Genomic DNA, 12589 nt, shown 5'->3' on the forward strand with positions numbered 1-12589 from the left:
GCCCGCCGGAGCCGGCCGGTCAGTCGGCGGTCTCCTTGTGCACCACGGTCCCGTCGGCGTCGACGGCGAGGTAGCCGGTCGCCGAGTAGTCGTTGGTGCGGTAGACGAGGAGGGTGGGGCGGTCCTTGTTGAAGGTCCAGCGCTCGGCGATCAGGTAGCGGGAGGTGGGCGACTCGACCTGGAGCTCGCGGTCGGCGCGCCGCGCCAGCTCCGGCAGGTCGTCCCAGGGCATCCGGGTCGGGTCGAACGGCTGCGCGTCGGGATCGGCGGAGCCGATGGTGCCGCCGACGCCCTGCCGGCTGACCCGGCCGTCCCGGTAGACGTACCGGTCGTAGGTCCGGGCGCCGGGCTTGGTGGGGATCTCGGCGACGGCGTACTCCTCGTAGACGACGAGCTGCTTGACGGTGGACACGCCGGTGGCGTCCCGGAAGGCGGCGACGGCGGTGCGGACACCGGCGGGGGTGAGGTGGGAGGCGGCGGCCGGCGGCGGCGTGGTCGCCGGGGCCGTGGCCGGGACGCCGCCGGTGGGCGTGCTGCCGGGGGTGCGGGTGGCGCCGGCCTGCTTGCCGTCGCCGTCGCCGCCGTCCTTCGGGAGGAACTGGGTGAGGGCGAGGGCGCCCAGCGCCCCGGCGAGGACCAGGCCGCCGGCGAGCCGGGCGAGGCGCCCGCGCCGGCCGCGGACGCGGGCCGAGGCGGGCGGGAGCGGGGTGGGCCCGCCGTACGGGTGGGGCGGGGGCGTCGGGTACGCCAGGGGGGCCGGCGGGCCGAAGCCCGCGGGCACGGCGTCGGCGGGCACGGCCGCCGCCTCGGCGAGGAGCCGGTCGAGCTCGGCGCCGTCGGGGCGCAGGGCGGGGTCGCGGACGAGGAGGCGGGTGAGGACGGGCCCGAGGGCGCCGGACCGGACCGGCGGCGGGATCGGGTCGTCGAGGACGGCGACGACGGTGGCGAGGCTGGTGGCGCGGCGCAGCGGGTGGTGGCCCTCGGTCGCCACGTACAGCAGCATGCCGAGCGACCACAGGTCGGAGGCCGGGTTGCCCTCCTCGCCGCGGACCCGCTCGGGGGCGATGAAGTCGGCGGAGCCGATGAGGTCGCCGGAGGCGGTGAGCCGGGAGGTGGCCTCGTCGAAGGCGGCGATGCCGAAGTCGGTGAGGACGGCGCCGCCTTCGGCGCGCAGCAGGACGTTGGCGGGCTTGACGTCGCGGTGCTGGATGCCGGCGGCGTGGGCGGCGCGCAGGGCACCGAGGACCTGCCGGCCGAGGGTGATCGCCTCGGGGACGGGCAGCGGCCCGGCGGCGAGCCGGTCGGCGACGGAGCTCCCCTCGACGAGTTCCATGACGATCCACGGGGCGGAGCCGTCGGCGGGCTCGACGATGTGGTGGACCGTGACCACGTGCGGGTGGGAGAGGCGGGCGAGCGCGCGGGCCTCGCGGATCGCCCGGGCCCTCAGCTGGGCCGTCAGGCCGGGCTGGGCGTCCTCGGCGGCCGGGTCCGGCGGGCGGACCTCCTTCAGGGCGACGTCCCGGTCGAGGGCGATGTCGCGGGCCCGCCACACGGTGCCCATGCCGCCGCTGCCGAGCCGGGAGACCAGCCGGAACCGTCCGTCGACGAGGGGTCTGCCGTCGTCGTCACTCGTGCTCATGAGCGGTCATCGTAGGGGGCCGGGGTGACAGCCGGGGATCCGGGCGGCGCCGGGGAGGGCGCCGCCCGGACCGGCGCGGTCAGGGCTTCATCTCGTAGGCGCCGGAGAGCGCTTCGACGCGGGCCCAGACGCGGGCGGTGCGGGCCTCGTCGGCGACGGGGCGGCGGACCGCGCCGAGCGCCCACGCCTGCTGCGCCTCGGTGGCGGAGTCCTTGCCGTGGAGTTCGACGGCGTGGGCGGAGAAGTCGCGGACGAGGACCGCGAACAGCTCGTCGAGGACGTCGTCGTCGAGGCCGGTGAGGGCGGCCTGCTCCAGGACGAGCTGGGCGTGGACGACGAGCGCGAAGAGCTGCCCGACGGCGAGGAGCAGGTCGAGGTCGCGGCTCTGGGCCTCGTCGGGGGCGGCGGTGCGGACGAAGTCGCAGAGGGCGTCGGCCTGTTCGCGGAAGCGGGCGACGTTCGGGAGGCGGTCGTACGCGTCGAACGCGGGCCGCCAGTCGTGGAAGCGGACGGAGCCGAGGCCGCGGGCGGGGCCCTGGCGGAAGAGGAACGCGTCGTCGGCGGCGTCGAGGCGGGTGGGGACGGCGGGCGCGTCGACCGGGTCCAGGAGGTGGTTGCGGAGGAACTTGAGGATGAGGGCGAGGTTGACGTGGACCGTGCCCTCCAGCTTCGGCAGGCCGCGGATCTCGACGGCCGCCTGGGCGAAGTAGTTGTCCTTCTCGAAGCCCTTGGCGGCGATGACGTCCCACATGAGGTCGATGACCTTCTCGCCCTCGGTGGTCACCTTCATCTTCGTCATGGGGTTGAAGAGGAGGTAGCGGCGGTCGTCGGGTCCGGCGGTGCGGAAGTAGTCGACGGCGCGGTCGCTGAAGAGCTTCATGCCGGCCAGCCGGACGTAGGCGTCGGTGAGTTCGCGGCGCACGTGCGGGAAGGCGGTGACGGGACGGCCGTAGAGGACCCGGTTGTGGGCGTGGGTGACGGCCTCGTACATCGCGTGCTCGCAGATGCCGATGGACGCGGTGCAGAGGTTGAACTTGCCGACGTTGACGGTGTTGAGGGCGGCGTCGAAGGCGGCGCGGCCGGTGTGCAGGACGTCCTCGGCGGCGACGGGGTAGTCCTCCAGACGGAACTCGCTGACGTACTTGGAGGAGTCGACGACGTTCTTCACCAGGTGGTAGGCCGGGTGGCGGCTGTCGGCGGCGAAGAAGACGTAGCCGTCGGGGCCCTCGACGTCGGTGCGGCGGCCGAAGACGGAGACGAGACCGGCCTTGTTGCCGTTGCCGATGTAGTACTTGGAGCCGCTGGCGCGGAAGCCGCCCTCGCCGTCCGGGGTGAGCAGCATGTCGGTGGAGTAGATGTCGGCGCCGTGCGTCTTCTCGGACAGGCCGAAGGCGAACACCTCGCCCTGGTCGAGGAGTTCGGCGGCGCGGGCGCGGGCGGCGGCGTTGTCGCTCTGCCAGACCGGGCCGAGGCCGAGGATGGTGACCTGCCAGGCGTACCAGTAGTCGAGGCCGTAGAAGCCGAGGATCTCGTTGAGGGCGGCGATGCGGGCGGTGTCCCAGCGCTTGTCGCCCCGGCCCTCGCCGGCCTCGGTCGCGGGCGTCAGGAAGGTGGCGAAGAGCCCTTCCTTCGCGGCGAAGGCGAGGAAGTCGCCGAGCCAGGCGCGGGTGCGGTAGTCCTCGATGATCCGGCGCTTGCCGCGCTCCTCGAACCAGTCGACCGTGGCGCGCAGCAGCCTGCGGGTCTCGGGGTCGAAGTGCGCGGGGTCGTAGGTGCGCGGGTTGAACAGGAGCGCGTCGGCCATGGGGTACCGCCTTGGGTGCGAGGGGTGGACGAGGGTGGGCGCGGGGTCGGGCGGGGGTGCCGCTCAGAACCTGCGCAGGGTGGCGAGGACGTCGTCGAGCCAGCCGATCATCATGCGCTCGTACGCGATGCCGCCGCGGAGCACGGCGTGCTGGAGCTCGCGTTCGGCGTCGGGCGGGGTGCCGTCGTCGGGGCGCGGCGGGAAGTCCCGGGCCTCGCCCGCGAGGTAGTGGGCGAGGCGGTCGGTGTGGGCCTGCCGGTGCCGTTCGACCTCGCGGACGAGGCCGGCGGGGTCGTCGAAGGCGGCGCCGCGGATCTTGACGGCGAGGTCGTGCCGGACGCTCTCGGGCTCGATCGGCTCGCGCAGCCAGGAGCTGAGGGCCGCGTGCCCGAGGTCGGCGACGGAGTACTCCTTCTTGTCCGGCCGCCCCTGCTGGGGGACGTCGCGGGCGGCGACCCAGCCGTCGTTCTCCATCCGCTTGAGGACGCGGTAGATCTGCTGGTGGGTGGCGGTCCAGAAGTAGCCGATGGACCGCTCGAACCGGCGGGCCAGTTCGTATCCGGACCCCGGCTTCTCCAGCAGCGAGACCAGGATCGCGTGTTCGAGCGCCATGCCCCGATCCTGCTATGCAACTGGTTGCATAGCAAGGCGGGGCCGGGGCGATGAGACGCGCCTCACGCCGCCGCGTCCGCTGTCGGTGCCGCTGGCTACGCTCGGCCCCATGACTTCGCACCTGGTGGACGCCGCATGGGACCGCATCGACCGCTGGCTCCTGGCGCACGCGCCCCGCACCTTCGCCACGCTCGCGCCGCCCGCGCGGGACGAGGACATCCGCGCGGCCGAGCGGGAGTTGGGCGTCACCTTCCCGCCGGAGCTGACGGCGTCGCTGCGCCGCCACGACGGCGCCCGCCCGGGACCGGAGGCGTTCCGCTTCGACAACCACGACCGGCCCCTCGGCCTGCGGGGCATCGTGGAGGCGACCGGCTTCCTGCGGGGCTGCGCGCAGGGCCTGACCGAAGAGCAGGCGGTGGACTACTGGCTCCCCGGCTACGTCCAGTTCGGCACGTACGAGGTCACCTCCGACGGGCTCGCGACCGACTGCGACCCGCACCGGGACACGTACGGGACGATCGGCCGCTTCTTCGACGAGACCGGCACCCGCTTCGGGACGGCCGCCTCCCTGGGCGCGTACCTCACCGAGCAGGCGGACCGCCTGGAGACGCCCGGGCGACCCGTCGTCTTCGCGGGCCGCCTGATCTGGGAGGACGCACCCGCGCGCCTCCCGGACTGGGACCCCGCCGACACCCCGCCGCCGGGGCCGGAGCTGCCCGCGCCGCACCTCCCGGCCGACCCGGCGGAGCGCGTGATGGTCTGCGACCTCGATCACCTCGACGAGCTGGCCGCCCTCGTCGCCACCCTGCCCGCGGAGCGCGTCGCCGCGGCGGCCCGCGCCCAGGCCCGCCGGCTGGCCGGGGAGACCGGTCTGACCGCGTACCCCGAGGTGACCGCGGCCCTGGCCGCCCTCGACGCCGGCACCCCCGACCCCTCCCCCGACGGTCCCGCACTCCTGCGGCTGCGGGCCGTGACGGCGGCGGCGCACGCGCGCGGCGACCGGATCCGGTCCTTCGCCGCCCTCCAGCTGGCCCACGCGCTGCGCGGCTCCGCCTACCGCGCGGTCGCCGGGATACCCGCCGCCCGCTCCCTCTGCGTCCCGCGCTGGCGCGACGACCTGCACGCCGACCTCGGCGCCCCGCCGCTGCCCCCGGTCCCCGACGACGCCTTCTGGGCCGCGCTCCGCAACCCGGCGATCGACGCGGACGCGTACGCCGACGGGTACGACGAGATCGGCGAACGGGTCTAGCGCCTGCCCGGCCGCCGTACGGGTGGCGCCGGGCGCCGGAGGCGTGTCCGCGGTCCGTCATCGGGTACGCGCCTCCCATGACTCCCTCCAGGAACCCCGCGCCGTGGAAGGACAGCACACTCGGGCTGCTCGCCCAGGGTTACGCGTGGCTGCCCGACCGGATGCGCCGCAGCCCCGACGGCACCGTCCGGTGCCGCCTCCTCGGACGGCCCGCCGTCGCCCTGCGCGGCCCGGAGGCCGTCGGCTTCTTCTACGACGAGAAGCACGTCGTACGGACCGCGGCCCTTCCCGGCCCGGTCCTCGACACGCTCTTCGGCCGGGGCGCCGTCCACACCCTCGACGGCGAGGCGCACCGGGTGCGCAAGGCGCTGTTCGTCGCCCTCCTCAAGGACGACGCCGGCGTCGCCGAGCTGGGCCGGATCGCCGGCCGGTACTGGCGGGAAGCACTGGCCGGCCGCCCGGGCCGGACCGTCGTGGTCTTCGACGAGGCCGCCCGGGTCCTCGCGCTCGCCGTCCGGGACTGGGCGGGCGTGCCGCTCTCCGACGCGGCGACCGCCGAACTGGCCCGTGACTGCGTCGCCATGGTCGACGGGTTCGCCACGCCCGGCCCCCGTCACCTGCGTGCCCGCCGGGCCCGCCGCCGCCAGGAGCAGGCCCTCGCCGAGCTGGTCACGGACGTGCGCCGAACACCGGAGGCGGACGCCAAGGGCTCGGCGCTGGAGGCGGTGGCGTGGCACCGGGACGCGGACGGGTCCCTCCTCTCCCCCGCCACCGCCGCGGTCGAGCTCCTGAACGTCATCCGGCCCACCGTCGCCGTCGCCTGGTTCGCCGCCTTCGCCGCCCACGCCCTGCACCGGTGGCCCGACCAGCGCGCGCTGCTGCGGACCGACACCTCCGGCGTCCGCGCCGAGGCGTTCGCCCACGAGGTGCGCCGCTTCTACCCGTTCGCGCCGTTCGTCGGCGGGCTCGCGGCCCAGGACCTGACGTGGCGCGGCCAGGACATCCGCAAGGACACCCTGATGCTGCTCGACCTGTACGGCCAGAACCACGATCCCGCCCTGTGGGAGCACCCGTACCGCTTCGACCCCAGCCGGTTCACCCGCCCCGTCCGGCCGCCGCAGCCGCTGGACGTCCTCGTCCCGCAGGGAGGCGGGGACCCGTCGCGCGGCCACCGGTGCCCGGGCGAGGACATCACGGTCACGCTGCTCGCGGTCCTCGCGACGGAACTCGCGCGGCTCGACCACGACGTCCCCGAGCAGGACCTCAGCATCCCCCTGCGCCGCGTCCCCACCCTTCCCGGCGAGGGGTTCCGGCTGCGGACGCGGTGAGGGACGGGCGGTGCGGGACGGGTCAGTCGTCGGCGGCGTCGCGGCTGATCAGCCGGTAGCGGCCCTCCCAGCGGTGGAGGGTGCCGCGGCGGGCGGAGCGGGTGCGGGCCCGGGCGCGGGTGCCCTCGGCGCGGGCGGCGTCCATCCAGGCGGCGAAGGACGGGTCGCGGCGGCGGCGGGCGTACACCGTGGAGGGGGACACGCCGGCGTGGGCCGCCGCGGCGGTGACCGGGCGGCCCTCGCGGAGGGCCTGGAGGAGGAGCCGGGTCACGGCGGGCGCGGACAGCCGGGAGCGGGGTGCCTCGCCGGACGCCTCGGCGAGGGCCCGTACGCCGTCGAGCGCGGTCCGGAAGGGGGCGTCCTCGGCACGCCAGAGGCCGAGCGTGCTGTCGGGGACGCCCGCGGCCCGGGCCGCCGCGGCGAGGCTCATGCCGAGGGCGACGCAGCGGAGCAGTTCGGCGCGCTGCAGGACGGTCGCCGCCTCCCGGGTGTGGGGGTCGCGGCCGGTGAGCGCGACCGCGAGGACGCCGTCGCCGACGGCCGCCGCCTCCAGCGCCTCCAGGGGCAGGCCGGCGTCGGCGGCGGCCTCGGCGGGCCGCCGTCCCGCCCGGAGGGCGGGACGAGCCGGTCCCGGACGGGCGGGGGGAGGGCGGCGGCGGACGGGGCGTCGCCGCCCTCTCCGGCCGGTGTCGCCGGGCGGGGCGGGACCACCGTCATCCCGTGCCGCGCGCCGTCGGTCCGGGGGCCTCGAAGCGGGTGAACGCGCTGCGCCGCGGCAGCCGGTAGACCTCGCGCCCGGTGACGGTGTTGAGGATGGTGGCGTTGCGGACGGCTCCGATGTCGAGGTTGGGGGCGGAGACGCCGTAGGCGTGGATCTCGGCGTTGGCGACGAAGATCCGTCCGGTGACGCCGTCGGCGAGGTCGACGGAGTGGTCGGCGCGGACCACGGGCCGCCCGCGGCCGTCCCGCCGGATCAGCTTCTCCACCGGGGCGAGGAAGTCCGGGGTGCGGCGGCGGTAGCCGGTGGCCGCGACCACGAGGTCGGTGACGTGCTCGAACCGCTGCCCGGTGTCGAGGTGGCGGCAGGTCAGCACGGTCCGGCCGGAGGGTTCCGCGACGGCGTCCTCGACAGCGACGCCGAAGCGGAGCTCCACGTCGGCGAGGCCGTCGTCGAGCTGCCGGCGGTAGAGGAGTTCGTGGATCTCCTCCAGGGTGTCGGTGGAGATGCCCTTGTAGAACTGCCACTGCTCGCGGACGAGCCGGTCGCGGACCTCCTCCGGCAGGGTGTGGAAGTAGCGCATGTACGCCGGGGTGGTCAGCTCCAGGTTCATCTTCGTGTAGTCGAGCGGGGCCCACGAGCCGGTGCGGGTGAGCCAGCTGACCGCCGGGCCGCCGTCGAGGTTGCGGGTCAGCAGGTCGGCGGCGACCTCGGCGCCCGACTGGCCGGAGCCGACCACGGTGACCCGGCCGGCGCGCGCCACGTCGGCGGCCCGGTGGAGGTAGTCGGCGGTGTGCAGCAGCCGGTCGGCGGGCAGCCCGGCGAGCGCGTCGGGGAGGTGCGGGGTGGTGCCGATGCCGAGGACGAGGTGGCGGGCGCGCAGCCGGACGGCGGTGCCGTCGCCGCGTACCGCGCGGACGGTGAAGCGCTCCTCGCCCGCGTCCCAGTCGGCCTCCACGACCCGGTGGGAGAAGCGCACGGCGGGGAGCCGGGCGGCGGCCCAGCGCAGGTAGTGCTCGTACTCGCGGCGGGAGGGGAAGAAGTTCTCCCGCACGGTGAAGGTGTACAGCCGGTCCATGTCGTGGAGGTACGCGAGGAAGGACAGCGGGTGCCACGGGGCGACGAGGGTGACGAGGTCGGCGAGGAAGTTCACCTGCATCGAGGCGTCGCCGAACATCATGCCGCGGTGCCAGGTCAGTTCGGGGGTCTCCTCCAGGACGACGAGGTCGAGGCCGTCGACGGTGGAGGCGAGGGCGGCGAGGCCCAGGTTGAAGGGGCCGCAGCCGACGGCGATGACGTCGTGGTCGGTGACGGGTCCGTTCATCGGGGCATGTCCTCCGGGGTGCGCGGGTGGACCAGGAGGGCGGCGGTCTTGTCGGGGAACGCGACCTTCCCGGCGGGCCGGAAGCCGGCGGCCTCGAAGGCCCGCAGCGAGGGCCCGTTGGCGACGTCGGGTTCGGCGACCACGCGGACGCAGCGGGGGTCGGCGGCGAGGAGTCCTTCGGCGAGGGCGCGCAGGAGGGTCCGGCCGAGGCCCTTGCCGGTGTGCGCGGCCTCCCCGATCGCGATGTGGACGCCGAGGTCGTGGGGGTCCTGCGGGTAGTGTCCTGCGAGCCGGTCGCGTAACACCCGGTAGACCTCGACGTACGCGAGCGGCGTGCCGTCCAGGTCGACGAGGACGGGCAGGATCGCGTCGCCCGCCAGGTGGCCGGCGATCTCCTCGTGCCAGCGGTCGCGCGGCCACGCCTGGTGCCAGAAGGCGTCGATGTGCGGGGACTGCATCCAGCCGTGCACGAGGTTTAGGTCGGTCCCTTCGGCGCGGGCGACGCGGGCCGTCCAGCGGTCGGGCAGGACGGGCAGCGGCGGGCCCGGGACGGTGGCGGCGCCGGGGCGCTCGGTGGTGGTCACGGGGTGGCCTCCCGGAGGGGGTTGGGGGCGTCGAGGTACACGGACTGGGCGTCGAGCGGGGCGAGGACCTCGTCGATGCCGTGCAGCCGGGTGAGCAGGTTCCCCTTGCAGGGCAGGGTGTCCGCGGTGAGCCAGCGGCGGGCCAGCCGGTCGCCGTCGGGGCCCGCGGCGGCGAGGGCGGGGAGCGCGGCGCGCAGCCGGTCGGCGAGGACGCCGAGCAGCCGGCGCTCGTCGGCCAGGCCGTCGACGGCGAGGCAGCCGACGACGGAGAGGGCCTGGTTGCGGAGCAGGTAGTACGAGAGCCGGTCGTCGACCAGGGCGTCGTCGACGACGGCGAGCGTGGAGGTGTCGGCGCCGAGCCGCTTCAGGAGCGCGGGCAGGTGCGAACCGGCCAGGTAGTAGCCCTGGTTGTCGCGGAACGCGGCGCCGGTGACCCGGCCGCGGTCGTCCACCCGGACCAGGGTGTTCTGCTGGTGGGCCTCCAGGCCGATGCCGGTGGCGGCGTACAGGTGGAGCATGGGGACGAGGACGTGGTCGGTGTAGTCGGCCGTCCACTGCTCGGCGGCGCCGGGGCCGAGGGCGGCGACGAGGTCGCCGAGGGCGCTGCGGCCGAGGCCGGGGCGGGGGGCGACGAGGCCGACCAGGCAGCGCAGGTCCGCGATGTCGCGGGGGACCTCGCGGACGGCGACGTCGAGTCCGGTGACCTCGGGGCCCTCGGGGCGGCCGGGTTCGTCGACGGCGATCCAGGCGGGGTCGCGGGTGATCGCGAAGCCGGGGTGGGCGGCGAAGGTGGCGTCGGCGTGTCCGGCGTCGAGGAGGCGGTTGACCTCCAGGCCGCGGCGGAGTTCGGTACGGGTCGACTCGCGGCGCGAGTTGGTGAGCCGCAGGCCGAGCGAGAGCTTCAGCATCACGGCGGTGTCCGGCCGGTAGACGGTCCGCACGCTGGACGTCGGCCACCAGGCGGGGCCCCGTTCGCCGAGGGGTTCCAGGGCGCCGGAGGCGACGAGGTCCCGGACGCGGGGGCGGTGGAGGAGGTCGCGGGCCTGCCACGGGTGGGCGGGGACGAGCACCCGGCCGTCGGCGAGGGGGTGTCCGGCGAGGTCGGCGAGGAGGGCGACGGTGTCGCGGCCGGCCAGCGAGGGGGCGCCGTCGACGGCGTCGTGGGAGACCACGGCGGGGTCAGCGGCGAACCAGTGCAGCCGGAAGGAGCCGCGCAGCTCGGGCGAGTAGGCGCGGGCCTCGTGGTCGGAGACGCCGTCCCGGCTCTTGGGCGCGGGGTGGTTCAGGTGGCCGAGGAGGAGGGCCTGTTCGGCGTCGAGGAAGCCGTCGACGCCGGGCGGCGGGGCGGGGTGGGCGCGGCGGTCGCCGATGAAGGCGGCGACCCTGCGGACGGATTCGGCGGTGCGCTCGACGAGGTCGGCGACCTCGCCGGCGGGGACTCCCCCGGGCCGGCTCCCGCCGCGTACGGCGGCCTCGGTGGCGAGCAGGGCGACGGCGGTCACCGGGTCGGCGGTGGCGCCGAGCGGGCCGCCGGGGCCTTCCAGGCGGGTGGGGCCGAAGCGGTGCCAGCCGGTGGGCGAGCGGTGGGTGACCTCGGTGACGAGGACGAGTCCGGCGGTGGGCAGCGGGACCCGGAGCGGGCCGGCGGCGACGGGCGTGTGCGTCTCGCGCAGCCAGCAGCGCAGCAGGGCCTCGACGTGGGCGTGTTCGGCGGCGCCGCGCGGGTCGAGGGTGTGCAGCGGGTCGGCCGGGGCGGGGGGCGCCGTGGTGCTGGTGCTCATGCGGCGTCGTCCTCCTTGATGAGTCGTGCGCAGGTGCGGCCGGCGTCGAGGACGGCGTCCACGAGGGCGTCGATGTCGTCGGGGGTGGCGGTGGGGTTGAGCAGGGTGAACTTGAGGCAGACCCGGCGGGGCGAGCCGGGGCCCCGGGTGGTGGCCTCGGTGCGGCCGACGAGCGCGGTGCCGGTCTCCAGGAGGTGGCGGCGGAGGGCGGCGTTGAGCGCGTCGGCGTCGGCCGGGTCGGCGGCGCGGTGGCGGAAGAGGACGGTGGTGAGTTCGGCGGGGGCGACGAGTTCGAGGTCGGGTTCGGCCTGGATGCGGCGTTCGGCGTGCCGGGCGAGGTCGTGGCAGGTGTCGACCATCCGGCCCAGACCGGTGCGGCCGTACGTGAGGAGGGTGGCGGCGGCCTTGACGGCGTCGGGGCGCCGGGTGGTCTGGAGGCTGCGGCCGAGGAGGCCGTCGTAGCCGGCCTCGGAGTCGTCGGCGGGGTTGAGGTAGGCGACGTGCCGGTCGAGGGCGGTGAAGGCGGTGGTGTCGGAGACGAGCAGCACGCTCGCGGCGGCGGGCTGCCAGCCGATCTTGTGCAGGTCGAGGGTGATGGAGTCGGCGAGTTCCAGGCCGGCGAGGCGGCCGGCGAGCCGGTCGGAGAAGAGGGCGCCGAAGCCGTAGGCGGCGTCGACGTGCGTCCACATGCCGTGTCCCGCGGCGATCTCGGCGATCTGCGGGAGGGGGTCGACGGAGCCGAAGTCGGTGGTGCCTGCGGTGGCGACGACGGCGACGGGGGTGCGGTCGGGGCCGAGCGCGTCGAGGGCGGCGCGCAGCGCGTCGGGGCGCATGCGGCGGCGTTCGTCGACGGGGACGGGGTGGACGGCGGCCTCGCCGAGGCCGAGGGCGGCGCAGGCGCGGTGGGTGGAGAAGTGGGCGAGTTCGGAGCAGAAGACGACGGGTCCCGGCAGGGCGGCGACGCCGTGCTCGCGGGCGTCGATGCCGCGCCGGTGGGCGGCGGCGTCGCGGGCGAGGAGCAGGCCCATCAGGTTGGAGAGGGAGCCGCCCGGGGTGAGGACGCCGTCGGCGCGCTCGCCGAGCCCGGCGAGGCCGGCCAGGGCGCCGATGAGCCAGCGTTCGACGGCGAGGGCGGAGGGGCCGGAGTCGTAGGTGTCGAGGGAGGCGTTGCCGGCGCTCGCGAGGACGTCGGCGGCGACGGCGACGGCGAGCGCGGGGGGCTGGAGGTGGGCGGCGGCGCGGGGGTGGGAGAGGTCGATGCCGTGTTCGGTGAGGACGGTGGCGAGCAGGCCGAGGGCGGCGTCGGCGCCGAGTCCTTCGGCGGGGAGTTCGGCGGGGCCGAGGGCGTGCGCGGCGGCGGCCAGCACGTCGGCGGGGGTGCCGGCGGGGAGCGGGCCGAGGGGGCGGCAGGCCTTGGCGGCGGCGTCGACGGCGCCTTCGAGGCGGGCCAGGACGTCGGCGAGGCCGGTGCGGGAGCCGGCGAGGAGCGGCGGCTGCGGGGTGGTCCGTGCGGGCTGGGTGCGGGTCAGCGGGGTCACGGCCGGTGCTCC

10 protein-coding genes are annotated in these 12589 nt (G+C 76.0%); 2 read left to right on the plus strand and 8 right to left on the minus strand.

Features of this window, described 5'->3' with window-relative positions; all coding sequences use genetic code 11:
- Nucleotides 1–19: 19 nt before the first annotated feature.
- The 3 genes from ACFVQZ_RS08380 to ACFVQZ_RS08390 all read right to left on the minus strand — a co-directional run bounded on the left by ACFVQZ_RS08380 (nucleotide 20) and on the right by ACFVQZ_RS08390 (nucleotide 4055).
- Nucleotides 20–1639: a serine/threonine-protein kinase gene (locus tag ACFVQZ_RS08380; RefSeq protein ID WP_383620559.1), complete on the minus strand. Its 1620-nt coding sequence runs from the start codon at nucleotides 1637–1639 to the stop codon at nucleotides 20–22.
- A 79-nt stretch (nucleotides 1640–1718) separates the two neighbouring features.
- The gene (locus tag ACFVQZ_RS08385) at nucleotides 1719–3443 is read right to left on the minus strand and encodes an acyl-CoA dehydrogenase family protein (protein ID WP_383620561.1); all 1725 of its coding nucleotides are present in this window, start codon (nucleotides 3441–3443) and stop codon (nucleotides 1719–1721) included.
- A gap of 63 nt (nucleotides 3444–3506) precedes the next feature.
- Nucleotides 3507–4055: a PadR family transcriptional regulator gene (locus ACFVQZ_RS08390; RefSeq protein WP_030492188.1), complete on the minus strand. Its 549-nt coding sequence runs from the start codon at nucleotides 4053–4055 to the stop codon at nucleotides 3507–3509.
- 109 nt (nucleotides 4056–4164) lie between these two features.
- Between ACFVQZ_RS08390 and ACFVQZ_RS08395 the strand changes: the two genes are divergently transcribed.
- Together ACFVQZ_RS08395 and ACFVQZ_RS08400 are read left to right on the plus strand one after the other, a co-directional pair.
- The gene (locus ACFVQZ_RS08395) at nucleotides 4165–5304 is read left to right on the plus strand and encodes an SMI1/KNR4 family protein (protein WP_383620563.1); all 1140 of its coding nucleotides are present in this window, start codon (nucleotides 4165–4167) and stop codon (nucleotides 5302–5304) included.
- A 77-nt stretch (nucleotides 5305–5381) separates the two neighbouring features.
- Nucleotides 5382–6632, plus strand: coding sequence for a cytochrome P450 (locus ACFVQZ_RS08400; RefSeq protein WP_383620565.1), 1251 nt, complete (start codon nucleotides 5382–5384; stop codon nucleotides 6630–6632).
- Between the two features lie 22 nt (nucleotides 6633–6654).
- Here the strand turns inward: ACFVQZ_RS08400 and ACFVQZ_RS08405 are convergent, their stop codons facing one another.
- From ACFVQZ_RS08405 to ACFVQZ_RS08425, 5 genes are all read right to left on the minus strand, one after another.
- The gene (locus ACFVQZ_RS08405; protein WP_383620567.1) at nucleotides 6655–7062 is read right to left on the minus strand and encodes a hypothetical protein; all 408 of its coding nucleotides are present in this window, start codon (nucleotides 7060–7062) and stop codon (nucleotides 6655–6657) included.
- A gap of 283 nt (nucleotides 7063–7345) precedes the next feature.
- Entirely contained in the window at nucleotides 7346–8674 is a 1329-nt protein-coding gene (locus ACFVQZ_RS08410; protein WP_383620568.1) for a lysine N(6)-hydroxylase/L-ornithine N(5)-oxygenase family protein, read from the minus strand.
- A complete protein-coding gene (locus ACFVQZ_RS08415) occupies nucleotides 8671–9258 on the minus strand; it encodes a GNAT family N-acetyltransferase (protein ID WP_383620570.1) in 588 nt (195 codons plus the stop codon). The genes ACFVQZ_RS08410 and ACFVQZ_RS08415 overlap by 4 nt, the downstream gene beginning before the upstream one ends.
- Nucleotides 9255–11039 carry an IucA/IucC family protein gene (locus ACFVQZ_RS08420; RefSeq protein ID WP_383620572.1) on the minus strand — a complete coding sequence of 595 codons (1785 nt, stop codon included), beginning with the start codon at nucleotides 11037–11039 and terminating at the stop codon, nucleotides 9255–9257. Before ACFVQZ_RS08420 ends, ACFVQZ_RS08415 begins: the two co-directional genes overlap by 4 nt.
- Nucleotides 11036–12577, minus strand: coding sequence for a pyridoxal phosphate-dependent decarboxylase family protein (locus ACFVQZ_RS08425; RefSeq protein WP_383620574.1), 1542 nt, complete (start codon nucleotides 12575–12577; stop codon nucleotides 11036–11038). The genes ACFVQZ_RS08420 and ACFVQZ_RS08425 overlap by 4 nt, the downstream gene beginning before the upstream one ends.
- Between the last annotated feature and the right edge of the window lie 12 nt (nucleotides 12578–12589).

Origin of the sequence: Streptomyces sp. NPDC057854 (genome assembly GCF_042797055.1) — a bacterium.
Lineage (GTDB): Bacteria > Actinomycetota > Actinomycetes > Streptomycetales > Streptomycetaceae > Streptomyces.